This is a genomic window from Bradyrhizobium sp. USDA 4011 (assembly GCF_054063415.1).
In genome coordinates, this window is sequence record NZ_JBSSGG010000001.1 from 5397042 (window position 1) to 5414353 (window position 17312).

General features: G+C 65.6%; 13 protein-coding genes, 1 other RNA gene and 1 pseudogene. 7 read left to right on the forward strand and 8 right to left on the reverse strand.

Features of this window, described 5'->3' with window-relative positions; genetic code table 11:
- Window positions 1-3157: pseudogene (locus ACVW1C_RS25290) on the forward strand (multidrug efflux RND transporter permease subunit).
- Between the two features lie 116 nt (window positions 3158-3273).
- Complete coding sequence (locus tag ACVW1C_RS25295; RefSeq protein WP_456760721.1) at window positions 3274-4407, forward strand: AAA family ATPase; 1134 nt, start codon at window positions 3274-3276, stop codon at window positions 4405-4407.
- Window positions 4408-4421: 14 nt separating this feature from the next.
- Here the strand turns inward: ACVW1C_RS25295 and ACVW1C_RS25300 are convergent, their stop codons facing one another.
- The 8 genes from ACVW1C_RS25300 to tkt all read right to left on the reverse strand — a co-directional run bounded on the left by ACVW1C_RS25300 (window position 4422) and on the right by tkt (window position 14191).
- Window positions 4422-5216 (reverse strand): inositol monophosphatase family protein, encoded by a 795-nt coding sequence (locus tag ACVW1C_RS25300; protein WP_173638789.1) that lies wholly within the window; start codon window positions 5214-5216, stop codon window positions 4422-4424.
- Between the two features lie 219 nt (window positions 5217-5435).
- A complete protein-coding gene (locus tag ACVW1C_RS25305; protein WP_456760722.1) occupies window positions 5436-6506 on the reverse strand; it encodes a tetratricopeptide repeat protein in 1071 nt (356 codons plus the stop codon).
- A gap of 7 nt (window positions 6507-6513) precedes the next feature.
- Complete coding sequence (locus ACVW1C_RS25310) at window positions 6514-7191, reverse strand: thiamine phosphate synthase (protein WP_456760723.1); 678 nt, start codon at window positions 7189-7191, stop codon at window positions 6514-6516.
- Window positions 7192-8232: a class I fructose-bisphosphate aldolase gene (locus ACVW1C_RS25315; protein ID WP_456760724.1), complete on the reverse strand. Its 1041-nt coding sequence runs from the start codon at window positions 8230-8232 to the stop codon at window positions 7192-7194. It abuts the gene before it with no gap.
- Window positions 8233-8495: 263 nt separating this feature from the next.
- Entirely contained in the window at window positions 8496-9563 is a 1068-nt protein-coding gene (fba, locus tag ACVW1C_RS25320; protein ID WP_097673655.1) for a class II fructose-bisphosphate aldolase, read from the reverse strand.
- A gap of 138 nt (window positions 9564-9701) precedes the next feature.
- The gene (locus ACVW1C_RS25325) at window positions 9702-10898 is read right to left on the reverse strand and encodes a phosphoglycerate kinase (protein WP_456760725.1); all 1197 of its coding nucleotides are present in this window, start codon (window positions 10896-10898) and stop codon (window positions 9702-9704) included.
- A gap of 142 nt (window positions 10899-11040) precedes the next feature.
- Window positions 11041-12048 carry a type I glyceraldehyde-3-phosphate dehydrogenase gene (gene gap / locus ACVW1C_RS25330; RefSeq protein WP_456657823.1) on the reverse strand — a complete coding sequence of 336 codons (1008 nt, stop codon included), beginning with the start codon at window positions 12046-12048 and terminating at the stop codon, window positions 11041-11043.
- A gap of 151 nt (window positions 12049-12199) precedes the next feature.
- Window positions 12200-14191 (reverse strand): transketolase, encoded by a 1992-nt coding sequence (gene tkt / locus ACVW1C_RS25335; protein WP_456760726.1) that lies wholly within the window; start codon window positions 14189-14191, stop codon window positions 12200-12202.
- A 337-nt stretch (window positions 14192-14528) separates the two neighbouring features.
- On the opposite strand from tkt, the gene ACVW1C_RS25340 reads away from it, so the two are divergent.
- The 5 genes from ACVW1C_RS25340 to ACVW1C_RS25360 all read left to right on the forward strand — a co-directional run bounded on the left by ACVW1C_RS25340 (window position 14529) and on the right by ACVW1C_RS25360 (window position 17292).
- Window positions 14529-14849, forward strand: coding sequence for a DUF4164 domain-containing protein (locus ACVW1C_RS25340; protein ID WP_456760727.1), 321 nt, complete (start codon window positions 14529-14531; stop codon window positions 14847-14849).
- On the forward strand, window positions 14846-15229 hold the full coding sequence (locus ACVW1C_RS25345) for a cell division protein ZapA (protein WP_342724566.1): 384 nt from the start codon (window positions 14846-14848) through the stop codon (window positions 15227-15229). The genes ACVW1C_RS25340 and ACVW1C_RS25345 overlap by 4 nt, the downstream gene beginning before the upstream one ends.
- A gap of 290 nt (window positions 15230-15519) precedes the next feature.
- Window positions 15520-15680, forward strand: a non-coding RNA gene (gene ssrS / locus ACVW1C_RS25350) — 6S RNA.
- Between the two features lie 203 nt (window positions 15681-15883).
- Window positions 15884-16462 (forward strand): 5-formyltetrahydrofolate cyclo-ligase, encoded by a 579-nt coding sequence (locus tag ACVW1C_RS25355; RefSeq protein WP_456760728.1) that lies wholly within the window; start codon window positions 15884-15886, stop codon window positions 16460-16462.
- A gap of 2 nt (window positions 16463-16464) precedes the next feature.
- Window positions 16465-17292 carry a TIGR00282 family metallophosphoesterase gene (locus tag ACVW1C_RS25360; RefSeq protein WP_456760729.1) on the forward strand — a complete coding sequence of 276 codons (828 nt, stop codon included), beginning with the start codon at window positions 16465-16467 and terminating at the stop codon, window positions 17290-17292.
- Window positions 17293-17312: the final 20 nt, after the last annotated feature.

Here is a 17312-nt window from a genome sequence, read left to right on the forward strand (position 1 = left end):
ATGCCCAGCTTCTTCATCGACAGGCCGGTCTTCGCCTGGGTCGTCGCGCTGTTCATCTGTCTGATCGGCGCGATATCGATTCCGTTGCTTGCGGTCGCGCAGTATCCGATCATCGCGCCGCCCTCGATCTCGATTTCGACGAGCTATCCCGGCGCGTCGCCGGAGAACCTCTACAACAGCGTGACGCGGCTGATCGAGGAGGAGCTCAACGGCGCCGCCAACATCCTGAACTTCGAATCGACCTCCGACTCGCTCGGCCAGGTCGAGATCATCGCCAACTTCAAGCCGGGCACCGACACCAGCCAGGCCTCGGTCGAGGTGCAGAACCGCCTCAAGCGCGTCGAGGCGCGGTTGCCGCGCGCGGTGATCCAGCAGGGCATCCTGGTCGAGGAAGCCTCCTCCGCGGTGCTGCAGATCATCACCCTGAACTCGACCGACGGCTCGCTGGATGAAGTGGGCCTCGGCGACTTCATGATCCGCAACGTGCTGGGCGAGGTGCGCCGCATCCCCGGCGTCGGCCGCGCCACGCTGTATTCCACCGAGCGTTCGCTGCGCATCTGGATCGATCCGGCCAAGCTGGTCGGCTATGGCCTGTCCGCCGACGACGTCAACCGGGCGATCACGGCGCAGAATGCCCAGGTTGCCTCCGGCAGCATCGGCGCCGAGCCGAGCACCGACACCCAGAAGATTTCCGCGCAGGTGCTGGTCAAGGGCCAGCTCTCCTCGCCCGACGAGTTCGGCGCCATCATCCTGCGCGCCAATGCCGACGGCTCGACGGTCCGCCTGCGTGACGTCGCGCGGATCGAGATCGGCGGCCTCAGCTATCAGTTCAACACCCGCCTCGACGGCAAGCCGACGGCCGGCCTCTCGGTGCTGCTGTCGCCGAAGGGCAATGCGCTGGCGACCGCGAGCGCGGTCGAAGCCAAGATGAAGGAGCTGTCGCGCTTCTTCCCGGCCAATATCTCCTACGAAATTCCCTACAACATCACGCCCGTCGTGAAGGCCTCGATCGAGAAGGTCCTGATGACGCTGGTCGAGGCGGTGGTGCTGGTGTTCATCGTGATGTTCTTATTTCTACAGAACATCCGCTACACCATCATTCCGACCATCGTGGTTCCGGTGGCGCTGCTGGGCGCCTGCGCCACGCTGATGATCGCGGGCTTCTCGATCAACATGCTGACCATGTTCGGCATGGTGCTGGCGGTCGGCATCCTGGTCGACGACGCCATCGTCGTGGTTGAGAACGTCGAACGCATCATGGCCGAAGAGGGCCTGCCGCCGAAGGAAGCCACCAAGAAGGCGATGTCGCAGATATCAGGCGCCATCATCGGCATCACGCTGGTGCTGATGGCGGTGTTCGTGCCGATGGCGTTCTTCCCCGGCTCGGTCGGCATCATCTACCGCCAGTTCTCGGTCACCATGGTGGCGGCGATCGCGTTCTCGGCGCTGCTCGCGCTGTCGCTGACGCCGGCGCTGTGCGCGACGTTGCTCAAGCCGGTCGAGAAGGGTCACGGCCATGCCCGCAAGGGCGTGTTCGGCGCCTTCAATCGCATGCTCGATGCCAGCCGCGCCGGCTATGTCCGCACGGTGCAGGCCGGGCTGAAGCGTACCGGCCGCTTGATGCTGATCTATCTCGTGTTGTTCGCAGGCGTCGCCTACGGCTTCGTGCGGCTGCCTGGCGGCTTCCTGCCGGTCGACGACCAGGGCTTCATCACGACCGACGTGCAGACGCCGTCGGAGTCGTCCTATGCGCGCACCGAAGCTGCGGTCGAGCAGGTCGAGAAGTACCTGAAGGATCGCGCCGGCATCGAGAACGTCACGTTCCTCACCGGCTTCAGCTTCCTCGGCCAGGGCATGAACACCGCGCAGGCCTTCATCACGCTGAAGGACTGGTCTGAGCGCGGCGCGAAGGATTCGGCTGCCGCGATCGTTGCCGATATCAACCGCGACCTGGCGTCGATCCGTGATGCCAGGATCTCGGCGCTGCAGCCGCCGCCGATCGACAACCTCGGCAACTCCTCGGGCTTCTCGTTCCGCCTGCAGGACCGCGGCCAGAAGGGCTATGCCGCGCTGATCGCAGCAAGCGACCGCCTGATCGCCGAGGCCAATGCCAGTCCCGTGTTGCAGAAGGTCTATGTCGAAGGCCTGCCGCCGGCGCCGCAGGTCAATCTAATGATCGACCGCGAGAAGGCGGGCGCCTTCGGCCTCACCTTCGAGGACATCAACAATACCATTTCGACCAATCTCGGCTCGAACTACATCAACGACTTCCCGAACCGCGGGCGCATGCAGCGCGTCATCGTGCAGGCCGACAAGACCAGCCGCATGAACGCGGACGACATCCTCAATTACAACGTCAAGAATAGCCGCGGCCAACTGGTGCCGTTCTCGGCCTTCGCGACCATCGAATGGACGAAGGGGCCCACTCAAATCGCGGGCTTCAACTACTATCCGGCGGTGCGCATCTCCGGCGAGGCGAAGCCGGGCTTCACCTCGGGTGATGCGATCGCGGAGATGGAGCGGCTCGCCGACAAGCTGCCGCGGGGCTTCGGCTACGAGTGGACCGGCCAGTCGCTGCAGGAGAAGCTGTCGGGCTCGCAGGCGCCGTTCCTGCTCGCGCTGTCGGTGCTGGTGGTGTTCCCTGCTGCTCGCCGCGCTCTACGAGAGCTGGACCATTCCGCTCGCGGTGCTGCTCACGATTCCGCTCGGCATTCTCGGCGCGGTGGTGGCCGCGACGCTGCGCGGGCTGTCGAACGACGTCTATTTCACGGTCGGTCTGATCACCATCATCGGCCTCGCCGCCAAGGACGCGATCCTGATCATCGAGTTCGCCAAGGACCTGCGCGCGCAGGCCAAGCCGCTGGTCGAGGCGACCATCGAGGCATGTAGTCTGCGCTTCCGCCCGATCCTGATGACCGGTCTCGCCTTCGTCTGCGGCGTGCTGCCGATGGCGATCGCCACCGGTGCCGGCGGTGCCAGCCAGCAGGCGCTCGGCACCTCGGTGATGGGCGGCATGATCGCCGTCGTGATCCTCGCGCTGCTCTTGGTGCCGGTGTTCTTCGTCAGCGTGCAGCGCGTGCTGGCCGGTGATCGCGAGAAGGCGCCGGAGCAGGGTGAGGTGTATGGCCCTCCGGCACCGGCGCGGATCGGTCATTGATGTTCGCGACCGGTCCGGATCAGATCAGCGGCTTGCTTTCGCAGGCCGGCCAATCCAGATTGCATCTCTGGATTGAACGGGGAGCGTACAGGCAACCCGGGGATTGAGGGCATGTGATGCGGCCGACCGACATTGCGATCTCGAATTATCGCTCCATTCGGCGGCTCCACATGCCCATTCAACCGCTGTCGGTCTTCGTCGGCGAGAACGGCGTCGGCAAATCCAATCTCTACAAGTCCCTGTCGTTGCTGCGCGACGCGGCGACCGGCCGGATCACGCGCACGATCGCCGACGAGGGTGGATTGAACTCGGTCTGCTGGTCCGGCATACGCAGGCGGGGTGAAGATGGGCGGTTGCGGTTGGAGGTCAGATTCGATCACGTCAACTACGCGATCGAGCTCGGACATCCGGGCCCGGTCGAGGCGGCATTTCCCGGCGAGCCGATGATCAAGTCCGAACGCATCGAGGCGATCCACGGCAAGCGGAAAGTCCTGATGATGGAGCGGACCAATTCGCACGTCAGTGTCCGCGGCGAGAGCGGTGCCTGGAGCGAGCACAAGGATGCGGTGCTGCCGTCGGAAACCGCGCTCGCGGATTTCCTCGAAGGCAGAGCGTGCCCCGAAATCGACCTGATCCGAAACGCGCTGCAGAGCTGGCGCTTCTATCACGATTTCCGCACCGATCCGGCGTCGCCGATCCGAAAGCCGTGTCTCGCGATCACGACGCCGTCGCTGAGCGCTGACGGCGGCGATCTGGCTGCAGCCCTGGCAACGCTCAGCGCGATCAGGCAAGATGCGGCCGACCTGCAGGATGCGATCGAGGACGCGTTCCCGGGCGCCGAGCTCCGGGCATGGGCGGAAGACGGGCGGTGCGAGTTTGAGCTGCGGCAAGCGGACGTGCCGCGTCCGTTCAAGGCACACGAACTATCCGACGGCACGCTGAAATATATCTGCCTGCTCGCCGTGTTCATGGGCTATCGGCTGCCGCCGTTCATCGCGCTGAACGAGCCCGAGACCAGCCTGCATCCATCGCTGCTGGCGCCGTTGGCCAGGCTAATCGCCAAGGCGTCGCGCCGCGCCGACATCTGGATCGTCACCCATTCGGAGCACCTGATGGAGGCGCTGCGAAGCGAGAGTTCGGTCCCGCTTCGCCGGGTGGTCAAGGCGAAGGGTGCCACCACCATCGAGGGTCTGACGCTCGGCGGCGAATTTCGCGGTGAAGACGACGATGACGATGACGACGACGATTAGATCGCGCCGTCGCGCTATTGCCCGAGCGGCTTGAGGATCTTGATCAGCTCGCCGTGCACGAATTCGTTGCCGCAGACGACGTGGCCGGTCTGCAGCGGGTCGTCACTGCCCTGGATGCCGGAGACGGTGCCGCCGGCTTCGCGGACCATCAGCAGGCCGGCTGCGACGTCCCAGGCCTGCAGATTGCGCTCCCAATAGCCGTCGAGGCGGCCGGCGGCGACGAAGGCGAGGTCGAGCGAGGCGGCGCCGAAGCGGCGGAAGCCCGCGACCTTGTTCTGCAGCGCGGCCATCTCCTGCAGCGCCAACTGGTGATTGCCGCGGCCGATATGCGGCAGGCCGCAGGCGACCACGCATTCGTTGAGCTGGCGGCGGCCGGCGACGCGCAGCCGCTGGTCGTTGAGGAACGCGCCCTTGCCGCGCTCGGCGATGTAGAGCTCGTCATTGGCGGGATTGTAGATCACGCCGGCGATGATCGTGTCTTCGCGCTGGAGCCCGATCGAGATCGCGAATTGCGGGATACCGTGCAGGAAGTTGGTGGTGCCGTCCAAGGGATCGACGATCCAGGTGTGGCTCTTGTCCGAGCCCTCGCGCTTGCCGCCTTCCTCGCCGAGGAACCCGTAGCCGGGCCGGGCCTTTTCGAGGTCGGTATAGAGCATCTCCTCGGCGCGCTTGTCGGCGAGCGAGACGAAGTTCGCCGGCCCCTTCAGCGACACCTGGAGGTGTTCGATCTCGCCGAGGTCGCGCTTGAGGCTGCGGCCGGCGCGGCGCGCGGCCTTGACCATGACATTGATGAGGGCGGAGTAGAGCATGATGAACGGTTTCTTTGCGATTGTGCTGGAGGACCGGCCCAAACGTGGTCCCGTCATCCTGAGGAGCGCGGACCGCGCGTCTCGAAGGATGAACGGCCACCAGCCGGGCCGTTCATCCTTCGAGGCTCGCTCCGCTCGCACCTCAGGATGACGGGGCGGGAGGGGCACTGCCTTGGATTGCCGGACTGGGTGCCCTCTGGAGGCGGCCCCGTCAAGGCGTCATTTGACGTTGTTTCCGATCCATTTTCGCGCGGCTGCCTCGCCCTTGGCGCGGTCTTCCGGGCTCATATCGGCGAGGATGTCGTCGAGATCGGGGTCGCCCTTGCCGGCGGTCTTGGCAACCGTGTGCCATTTCAGCGCTTCGACCTTGTCCACCGGGGCGCCGGCGCCGGTCGCCAGTACATGGGCGAGGCGGTTTTGCGCGATCGCGCTGTTCTGCCGGGCCGCCTTGCGCAGCAGCGCCACTGCCGCCGGCACGTTCCGCGGCGTACCGGAGCCGTTGTAGAGCGCAATGGCATATTCGACCTCGGCATCGACGTTGTCGGCCAGCGAGGCGGCCTGCAGCAGCCGCGCCGCCTTCTCCAGGTCCTTCGGCACGCCGGTGCCTTCCTTGTAGAAGGTCGCGAGCGCATATTGCGCCTCGGGGCTGCCGGCGTCCGCGGCCATCCGCAACAGCTCGGCGGAGCGCTTGAGGTCCTGCGGCAGGGTCTGGCCGTCGAGATAGAGCAGAGCGAGATTATAGGCCGCCTTGGGTTCGCCGAGCTTGGCCGACGAAGCCAGCAGCTTGACCGCGGAATCCTTGTCCACCGTGCCGCCTCGGCCGGCGATTCGCATCATGGCGAGCGCGAACATCGCCTCGCGGTCGCCGGCATCGGATGCGCGCTTGTACCAGTCGTCTGCCTTGACGTAGTCGCGCTTGACGCCGAGCCCGTTGGCATAGAGCTCGCCCAGCATCGTCATTGCCTTGGCATCGTTGTTGTTCTGGGCGCGCACCATCGCGAGGTCGAAGGCGGTCTTGTACATGCCGCGCTGATAGGCGCCGTAGACGAGGTCGACATTGGGATCGTCCGGCGTCGGGGTCGGCGAGGGCGTCGGGGTGGCCGTTGGTGTGGCGGCGGGCTTCGGCGCGGGCTTCTTCGCGGCGGGCGCATGCACCTTCGGCTTCTCTTTCGGCGTCTCCTTCTTCGCGGGCGGCGTCTGTGCCGGCGGCGTGATCGAGAGCTGCGCCATCGCGCCGCTCGTCAGCATCATGCAGCCGAGCGCAACACCTATCGGACGCAGGCGGTTCATTCCGGCGTCATCCCTCGGCCTTGGCCTGGCCCAACGTGCCGGCATGCGCCTGTGCAATCGCTGCGCCGATCTCGGCGAGTGCGGTCCTGGCGCCGCGCGGATCGGACCAGATGAAATCTCCGACCAGCACGAAATCCGCGCCGGCCGCGGCAAATGCCTCGGCCTCCTCGCGCGAGGTCGCAAAGCCGACGCAGGGCGGCTCGAACAATTCGTCCCACCATTCCAGCCGCTCGGCGATCGCTTCAAGCGAGGGGCGCTGTCCGTTGGCGTCGGGCTCGCCGAACAGCACATAATCGGCACCCGCTTCGCCCGCGGCCATGGAATCGTGGCGCGTCGCGAGCCCGCCGACGCCTGCGATGCGGTCGGGCTTCAGCGAGGGCATCGCCTCTTCCATCGCGGCGAGGCCGGTCAGATGCGCGCCGTCGGCGCCGGCGCGCGCCACGATGTCGGGATGGCCGTCGATCAGCAGTGCCGCGCCCGCGTTCTGGATCGCAGGCGCCAGCGCCTTGACGGTGGAGATCATGCTGCGCGGATCGGTCTCGCGCAGCCGCACCAGAACGGCCGCGACGTCGGCCGCGGCAAGCAGGTCGGCAAGCTCGGCCGCAAGCCGCGCGGGCTCGTCGACCGGCGGGGTTGCCAGATAGAGGCGCGGCGCCGGCCGCGGCGGAACGGGCTTGGTGGCCAACTATGCCGCCTGTTTCTCGAGGCCGGCTTCCCAATTGCCGGTGCTCGCCAGCCCGTTCATGCGGGCGCGATGCGAGAAGGCGCGCTGGCCCGCCGGGACATTGTCGGGCTTGCCGGACCACGCCTTCTGCGGCGCCGCTTGCAGCGCACGGCCATAGGAGAAGGTGAGCCGCCAGGGCAGGTGGCCGATCTTGTTCATGGCGTCGAGATGCGCGGTCGCCTCCTCGTCGCTCTGTCCGCCGGAGAGGAAGGCGATGCCCGGCACCGCGGCGGGTACGCAGCTCTTGAGCAGGCGGATGGTCTTCTCGGCGACTTCCTGCACCGACGCCTGCTTCGGGCATTTCTTGCCCGAGATCGCCATGTTGGGCTTCAGGATCATGCCTTCCAGCGCGACGCGCTGCACCCGCAATTCCTGGAAGGTGCGGTTCAATACGCGCTGCGTCACCTCATAGCAGCGGTCGATGTCGTGATCGCCGTCCATCAGCACCTCGGGCTCGACGATCGGGACGATCTGCGCGGCCTGGCACAGCGCGGCGTAGCGCGCCAGCGCGTGGGCGTTGACGCGGATCGCGGTCATGGTCGGAATGCCCCGGCCGCCAGCGCCCGAGCCGATGTCGATCACCGCGCGCCATTTCGCAAAGCGCGCCCCGCGGTCGTAATATTTCTTCAGCCGCTCGGCGAGCTTGTCGAGGCCGACGGTGACCAGCTCGCCGGGGCAGTTCGGCAGCGCCTGGGTGCCTTCGTCGACCTTGATGCCGGGGATGCTGCCTGCCTGCTCGATCAGCTTGATCAGCGGCGTGCCGTCCTTGGCATTCTGCCAGATCGTCTCGTCGTAGAGGATAACGCCGGAGATGTACTTGCTCATCGCCTCCTGCGAGCGGAACAGCATCTCGCGATAGTCGCGGCGATTGTCTTCGGTCGAATCGACCTTGATGGCGTCGAACCGCCTCTTGATGGTGCCGGAGGATTCGTCGGCGGCGAGGATGCCCTTGCCCGGGGTGACCATGGCGAGGGCGATCTTGTTGAGGTCAGCGAGGTTCATGAGGCGTCCTCCAGAGCGCATTGCCTTTGCGAGCCAAAATAGGCGGTTCTCGGGCAAATGCCTAGAAAACGTTCGTCGCGGCCGGGATCGCAAGTAAATTTGGCTTGCTCTGTTCACCTCGCCCCGCTTGCGGGAGAGGTCGGATTGCATCGCTAGATGCAATCCGGGTGAGGGGGTACAGGTCTAACCGCATTCACCACCCGTGGAAGCAGCCTCTCACCCCAACCCTCTCCCCGCGAAGGGCGGGGAGAGGGAGGGATACGTTACGCGACCTTGGGGTCGAGCGCGCCCGCCGCGTAGCGCTTGGCCATTTCGGCCGTGGTCAGCACCTTCTTGATCTTGCTGGCCTGGCCCGCGGTGTTGAACTCCTGCAGGCGCTGCTTGCACAGCTTGGTCATCGCCTCCATCGCGGGCTTCAGGTATTTGCGCGGATCGAACTCTTCCGGATTGTCCTTCAGCACCTTGCGGATCTGGCCGGTCATCGCCATCCGGTTGTCGGTGTCGATGTTGATCTTGCGCACGCCGTTCTTGATGCCGCGCTGAATCTCGGCGACCGGCACGCCCCAGGTCGGCTTCATCTTGCCGCCATTGGCGTTGATGATCTCCTGCAGCTCCTGCGGCACCGACGAGGAGCCGTGCATCACGAGATGCGTGTTCGGCAGCTTGCGATGGATTTCCTCGATCACGTTCATGGCGAGGATGTCGCCGTCGGGCTTGCGGGTGAATTTGTAGGCGCCGTGCGAGGTGCCCATCGCGATCGCCAGCGCATCGACCTTGGTTTCCTTGACGAACTTCACGGCCTCGTCCGGATTGGTCAGCAGCTGGTCGTGCGACAGCTTGCCCTCGGCACCGTGGCCGTCTTCCTTGTCGCCCATGCCGGTCTCGAGCGAGCCGAGCACGCCGAGCTCGCCTTCCACCGAGATGCCGCCGAGATGGGCCATGCCCGTCACGGTCCTGGTGACGCCGACATTGTAGTCCCAGTCGCCCGGCGTCTTGCCGTCGGCCTTCAGCGAGCCGTCCATCATGACCGAGGTGAAGCCGGCCTGGATCGCGGTCATGCAGGTGGCGGGCTCGTTGCCGTGGTCGAGATGCACGCAGACCGGGATCTGCGGGTAGATCTCGGTGACGGCGTCCATCATGTGCTTGAGCATGACGTCGTTGGCGTAGGACCGCGCGCCGCGCGAGGCCTGGATGATGACGGGCGCGTCGACCTCGGAGGCCGCGGCCATGATCGCCAGCGCCTGCTCCATGTTGTTGATGTTGAAGGCAGGTACGCCGTAATCATGCTCGGCCGCGTGATCGAGCAGTTGCCGCAATGTTATGCGAGCCATTCCATTTCTCCCTGTAAAGCGCGTTCGCGGATTTGAGGCGCGATGAGATTAGGTTGAATCGTCATCGCGCTTTAGCTCCTTGTTTGAGCATGATCTTTTCGGAAAACCGCTTCACACTTTTCCGGATCATGCTCTGGATCAACCGTTTTTCAACACTTCGACGCCCGGCAGCGGCTTGCCTTCCATCCATTCAAGAAACGCGCCGCCCGCGGTCGAGACGTAGGAAAAATCGCCGGCGACGCCCGCCTGGTTGAGCGCCGCAACGGTATCGCCGCCGCCGGCGACCGAGATCAGCTTCTTGGCCCGGGTGCGCTCGGCGGCATGCTTGGCCGACACCACGGTGCCGCGGTCGAACGGCGTCAATTCGAAGGCGCCGAGCGGCCCGTTCCAGACCAGCGTCGCGGCATCGTCGATCGCGGCGTGGATGCGTGCGATCGATTGCGGACCGACGTCGAGGATCATGCCGTCGGCCGGGATCGCGTCGAGGCCGTAGGCGTGCGACGGCGCATTGGCGGCGAACTGGTTGGCGACGACGGCGTCAACGGGAAGGATGATCGCGCAATTCGCCGCATTGGCCTTCTCCATGATCCGCAGCGCGGTCGCGGCGAGGTCCTTTTCGGCCAGCGACTTGCCGACAGCGATGCCCTGCGCGTGCAGGAAGGTGTTGGCCATGCCGCCGCCGATCACCAGCGCGTCGACCTTGTTCACGAGGTTTTCCAGCAGATCGATCTTGGTCGAGACCTTGGCGCCGCCGATGATCGCGATCACGGGCTTGGTCGGTGCTTCCAGCGCCTTGCCGAGCGCGTCGAGCTCGGCCTGCATGGTGCGGCCGGCATAGGCCGGCAGCTTGTGGCCGAGCCCTTCGGTCGAGGCGTGGGCGCGATGCGCGGCGGAGAAGGCGTCGTTGACCCAGATGTCGCCGAGCTTGGCCAGTTCAGCGACGAAGCCGGCGTCGTTCTTCTCCTCTTCCTTGTGGAAGCGGGTGTTCTCGAGGCAGAGGATGTCGCCGTCCTTGAGGGCCGCAACCGCGTTGGCCGCGGGCTCGCCGATGCAATCCTCGGCGAAGGCGACCGGGCGCTTGATCACCTTCGACAGCGCCTCGGCGACCGGCTTCAGCGAGTCCTTGGGATCGCGTCCCTTGGGCCGGCCGAAATGCGCGAGCAGGATCACCTTGCCGCCCTTGTCGGAAATTTCGGTGATGGTGGGAGCAACGCGCTCGAGCCGCGTGGCGTCGGTGACGCGGCCGCCTTCCATGGGAACGTTGAGGTCGACGCGCAGCAGCACGCGCTTGCCCTTCACGTTGACGTCGTCGAGGGTGCGGAACGATTTGGTCATGGGCGGTTCCTGTGCGGCCGGACACAGCCGTCCAGCGGACGGCGTCGCTTTCGCTTGCCGATGTCGCGGCCGCTGAGGTCGCGAACGCGGGGGCAAACACGCAGATGCCCGGCGCTCGGCCGGGCATCACGAACAGTCGAATTTAGATCAGCTTGCCGATCGCGACGGCGGTATCCGCCATGCGGTTCGAGAAGCCCCACTCATTGTCGTACCAGGCCATCACGCGCACCAGCGTGCCGTTCTGCACCTTGGTCTGGTCCATGTGGAAGGTGGCCGAGTGCGGATCGTGGTTGAAGTCGATCGAGACGTTCGGCGCGGTGGTGAAACCGAGGATGCCCTTGAGCTGCTGCTCGGAGGCGCGCTTCATCGCCTCGTTGATTTCCTTGGCGTCGGTGGAGCGCTTGGCGACGATCTTCAGATCGATCACCGAAACGTTCGGGGTCGGCACGCGGATCGAGACGCCGTCGAGCTTGCCCTTCAGTTCCGGCAGCACCAGGCCGATGGCCTTCGCGGCACCGGTCGAGGTCGGGATCATCGACATCGCCGCGGCGCGGCCGCGATAGAGATCCTTGTGCAGGGTGTCGAGCGTCGGCTGGTCGCCGGTATAGGCGTGGATCGTGGTCATGAAGCCGGTCTCGATGCCGACCGTCTCGTTCAACACCTTGGCAACCGGCGCGAGGCAGTTGGTGGTGCAGGAGCCGTTGGAGACGACGAGTTGATCCTTGTTCAGCGTGTCGTGATTGACACCGTAGACGATGGTGGCGTCAGCGCCATCGGCCGGGGCCGAGACCAGCACGCGCTTGGCGCCGGCGGCGAGGTGCGCCGAGGCCTTGTCCTTGGCGGTGAAGATGCCGGTGCATTCCAGTGCGATGTCGACGCCGAGGGCCTTCCACGGCAGCTTGGAGGGATCGCGCTCGGCCGAGACCTTGATCTTGTTGTCGCCGACGCTGATCGAGTCGCCGTCGACGGTCACGGTGCCCGGAAAGCGGCCGTGCACGGAATCGAAGCGCAGCAGGTGCGCGTTGGTCTCGACCGGGCCGAGGTCGTTGATGCCGACCACCTCGATGTCCTTGCGGCCGGACTCGGCGATGGCGCGCAACACATTGCGGCCGATACGCCCAAACCCGTTGATCGCGACGCGGATTGCCATGCTGTGTCTCCTCTAAAAGCTACTGCCGGCCCCGCGGGAGTGGTCCCACGAGGTTTTACGGCGGAACGCCCGGTTCAGCCGGACGCGAGCGGAAAAGATGGAGCTTTGGTAATCCTTTTTCGCGGCAAGCTCAACCTTCGACCGGCGGGTGTCAGGCCAGCGTCAGGCGCTTCAGGGCAGCGTTAACGACGGCCTCCGCAGTAATGCCGAAATGCGGGAAAAGGTCCTTCGCGGGGGCGCTGGCGCCGAAACCGTGCATGCCGACGAATTCGCCGTCGCGGCCGATCACGGCATCCCAGCCCCAACGCACCGCGGCCTCGATCGCGATCTTGACCGGAGCGTTGCCGATGACGGCATTTTGCCGCTCGGCGGGCTGCGCCAGCAGCAATTCCAGCGACGGGACCGAGACGACCCGCGTCGCGATGCCGCGCCCGGCGAGCTGCTTCTGCGCCTCGACCGCGATCTGGACCTCGGAACCGGAGGCGAACAATGACACTTTTGCGTCACCCTGCGCCGCGACCAGCTCGTAGGCGCCGTGGCTGCACGGGTTGTCGTTCGGCGCCGTGGTGCGGAGCTGCGGCAGATTCTGGCGGGTCAGCGCCAGCACCGTCGGCCCGTCGATCCGGTTGAGCGCCAGTTCCCAGCACTCGGCGGTCTCGACAGCGTCGCAGGGACGGAACACGCGCATGTTGGGCATCGCGCGCAGCGCGGAAAGGTGCTCGACCGGCTGGTGGGTCGGACCGTCCTCGCCGAGGCCGATCGAATCATGGGTCATCACATAGACCACGCCGGTGCCCATCAGCGCCGACAGCCGGATCGCACCGCGCGCATAGTCGGTGAACACCAGGAAGGTGGCGCCGTTCGGCGCGAAGCCGCCATGCAGGAAGATGCCGTTGAGGCACGCCGCCATGCCGTGCTCGCGGATGCCGTAATGGATGAAGCGGCCTTTCGGCGTCTTGGCGGCGAACGCCACTGCCGACTTCGCCTTGTTGTTGTTGGAGCCGGTGAGATCGGCGGAGCCGGCCACGAACTCCATCGGCATCGCGGCGGCGATCACTTCGATCGCGGCTTCCGACGATTTGCGGGTGGCGACGTTGAGTGGATTTTCCAACAGGCCCTTCTTGAAGGCGCGCAGCCCCTTGGCGAGCGATTGCGGCCGCTCGTGACGCAGGCGGCGCTCGAACTCGGCGCGCTTGCGGTTGCCGAGCTGGGCGAACTGCTCGTTCCAGGCCTTGTGCTCGGCGGCGCCGCGGGCACCCGCCTCACGCCAGGCCTTCAGCACGTCGTCGGGCACCGAGAACGGCTCGAGCGAAATGCCGAGCTTCTCCTTGGCACCCTTGAGCTCGGCGGCGCCGAGCGCCTCGCCATGCGCTTTCGCGGTGCCGGCCCTGGTCGGCGCGCCGAAGCCGATCGTGGTCTTGCAGGCGATCATCGACGGCTTGCTGGATTTCTGAGCGCGGGTGATCGCAGCGGCAATCGCCTGCGGATCATGGCCGTCGATCAATTCGGCGGCCCAGCCCGCGGACTTGAAGCGCTTCACCTGGTCGACGGAATCGGAGATCGAGGTCGGACCGTCGATCGAGATGCCGTTGTCGTCGTACAGCACGATCATCTTGTTGAGGCGCCAGTGACCAGCCAGCGCGATCGCTTCCTGCGAGATGCCTTCCATCAGGTCGCCGTCGGAGGCGAGCACATAGGTGTGGTGGTTGACGATCTTCTTGCCGAACTCTGCGGCGAGCATCTTCTCGGCGAGCGCCATGCCGACAGCGGTCGCAATGCCCTGGCCGAGCGGGCCGGTGGTGGTCTCGATGCCCTTGGTGTGGAAATTCTCCGGGTGTCCCGGCGTCAGCGATCCGAGCTGGCGGAAATGCTTGAGCTGGTCGAGCGTCATGTCCTTGTTGCCGGTGAGGTACAGCAAGGCATAGAGCAGCATCGAGCCGTGGCCGGCCGACAGCACGAAGCGGTCGCGATCGGGCCATGCGGTGTCGGCGGCATCGAATTTCAGAAATTTGGTGAACAGGACGGTCGCGATGTCGGCTGCGCCCATCGGCAGGCCGGGATGGCCGGAATTCGCCTTCTCGACGGCGTCCATGGCAAGGCCACGGATCGCATTGGCCATACGGGTGTGATCGACCTGCGTCATGATGAAAAGTCCGCCTGGAATGAGGAGCTGAATGCTGGACGCATCGGGGCGGGAGCCGCGATACGCGCGTGGATGGCCTTACGGGTTGGAGGGTGGATTAGCACCTCAATTCCGCAAGTCCAAGGCGCTGAAACGCCCCAAAACGGGGAAAAGTTGCTCAAAATGGCCCAATTTCATTGAACGGTGCATAGTTTGGCGCCGCCGTTGCGCTCGGCTCGCTTGCCACGTAAATTTCGTCCGCTAACCGCTTGCCGAACCGCCAGTTTTGCCGTGCGGCAGGCCTGTTTCCACCAGGCTACCTCCAGCTAGCCGATTTGAAGGGTCCACACCGCGTGTCATGAGTGATCGTCTCGCCAACGGCCCTGGCAATACCGAGGCACCGCTCGCCGATATCGATGCTGCGACAAGGCGGCTGATGGCAGCGCTCGATGCGCTGGAGAGTTCGGTGGAGCGGCGCCGCGAAGCCGACCGCGACGAAAACGAATTGGCAAGCCGGATCCAGGCGCTCGGCGCCGATCGCTCCAGGCTTGCCGACGAGCTCGACGGATCGCTGGTGAAGACGCGCAAGCTCGAGCGCGTCAATCGCGACATCGCGGAAAAGCTCGATGCGGCGATCGGCACCATTCGCGCCGTGCTCGAGGGCGGAGAAGGCAGATGAGCCACATCAACGTCACCATCAATGGCCGACAATACCGGATGGCCTGCGAGGAGGGCCAGGAGGTGCGGCTCCTGAAGCTCGCGGAAAATCTCCAGCAGCGCGTCGAATCGCTGCGCGGCAAGTTCGGCGAGATCGGCGATGCCAGACTCACCGTGATGGCGGCACTCACCGCCTGCGACGAGCTGGTCGATGCGGGCGCACGGATCCGCAGCCTCGAGGAAGAGGTCGAGCAGCTGCGCAATGCCCGCGTCGCCGCCACCGACCGCGCCCGCGCCACCCAGACCGCGGTCTCCAACGCGCTCAACGCCGCCGCCGAGCGGATCGAGCGCACCACGCAGGTGCTCAACCGCACCATCGGCGGCGGCATCGCGATCGGGTGATCTTGCTTTGGTCTTGTGGGCAGGCCATCGCAGATGGCTGCGGCCACCTCCCATGGCGCGGGACGGAGCGCGGCTGCAAAATTTCTGAATATTAGAATAGTGCCGCTGATTTGCCCGACATGTCAAGTTGCCGTGTCGAATGCCGGCAAGCCGCCGGCTCCTTTGCATGGGGTTGTTTTCGATGTTTTGGCAGCGCGCCCCTGCGGAGGGTGAGGAAGATCATACGAGAGCTTGGACTGCGTCTTCCTTACCGCTGGCGGATTGGATCAACGATGGCTAGATTAGCCCTCGCGAAGCTGCGTCGTGCGTCAGGAGCCATATATCCCCGGGGCCTTATCGATCCTTTAGGGAACTGTCCCTGGCCGGGTCCGTGGACCCGGACATATGGTGCCCACCTACTTTCGTAGGGAACTCCGGGATCGAGCGCTCCAACGGCCTCTGCGGCTTCGCACTGATTTTTGCTGTTGCCTTGTCGTCGCGCTGCGGCGGTTTGATTGTGGTGCAGTTTCACCGCAATGGGTCTCGTCATCGGCTCGCCCGCTGGCAGGGTCCTCGCGGGGTGTCCAGTGCGCCGCGGCCTGGTCAAACGAATGCTAGCGTTTCTGAGTGCCGGCTCGTTCGCGTTTTGCGGACGATGACAGCGGAAGATGGATCATGCACGCATCTCCATCGAAGGCCGAGCTTCGGGCGCTTGCCCTCGCCAAGCGCGACGCGCTGAGCGACGAGAAGCGCGCGGCCGCTGCCGAAGCGCTCGCCAAGCGCGGCGCGCCGTTCGAGATCACGCAAGGCATGATCGTCTCGGGCTATGCGCCGATCCGCAGCGAACTCGATCCGGCGCCGCTGATGAAGAAGCTTGCCGAAAAGGGGGCGCGGCTTGCGCTGCCCTGCATCAATGCGCGCGGCCAGTCGCTGACCTTCCGCAGCTGGTCGCCGCAGGACCGTCTGATGCTCGGCCCGCTCGGCATTCCCGAGCCGTCGCCGGCCGCCGCCGAGGTGCATCCCGACGTCATGCTGGTGCCGCTCGCGGCATTCGATAGGCTCGGCCACCGCATCGGCTACGGCGCCGGCTATTACGACTATACCTTTGCACATCTGCGCAAGGCCAAGCATGTGATCGGGGTGGGGGTCGCCTTTGCTGCACAGGAAACCAAGGCCATTCCGGCGCTGTCGCACGACGTTCCGCTCGATTATGTGCTAACGGAGCGCAAGACGTTCGATTTCCGGAGTGGCTAGCCTTGCGTATTCTGTTCGTTGGTGACGTGGTCGGCAGGACCGGCCGCACCGCCATATCAGACCATCTTCCCGGCATGATCAGGGACTGGTCGCTCGATCTCGTCGTCGTCAATGGCGAGAACGCCGCCGGCGGCTTCGGCATCACCGAGGCGATCTATCAGGAGCTGCTCGATGCCGGCGCCGATGCGATCACGCTCGGCAACCACGCCTGGAATCAGAAGGAGGCGCTGGTCTTCATCGAGCGCGCGCCGCGCCTGATCCGGCCGCTGAATTTCCCGCGCCATTCGCCGGGCCGCGGCGCCACGCTGGTCGACACCAAGAGCGGCAAGCGCGCGCTGATCCTCAACGCGATCGGCCGCGTCTTCATGGAGCCGTCCTCGAACGATCCGTTCAGCGCGATCGAGCGCGAGCTCGAGGCCTGCCCGTTGCGCGAGGGCGCCGACGCCATCGTGCTCGATTTCCATGCCGAGGCCACCAGCGAGAAGCAGGGCGTCGGTTTCTTCTGCGACGGCCGCGTCAGCCTCGTGGTCGGGACCCATACCCATGTGCCGACCGCCGATCATCAGGTGCTGCCGGGCGGCACCGCCTATATGAGCGATGCCGGCATGACCGGCGACTATGATTCGGTGATCGGCATGCAGAAGGAGGAGCCGCTGCAGCGTTTCCTCACCGGCATTCCCTCCGGCCGCTTCGAGCCGGCCGGCGGCGTTGCGACGCTGAGCGGCGTCGCGGTCGAGACCGACGATGCGACCGGGCTTGCGGTGAAGGTCGCGCCGGTGCGCGCCGGCGGGCGACTCGAGCCCGCGGTGCCGGGGTTTTGGCTCAGCTAGCCTGCGACGTCTTGTCGTGC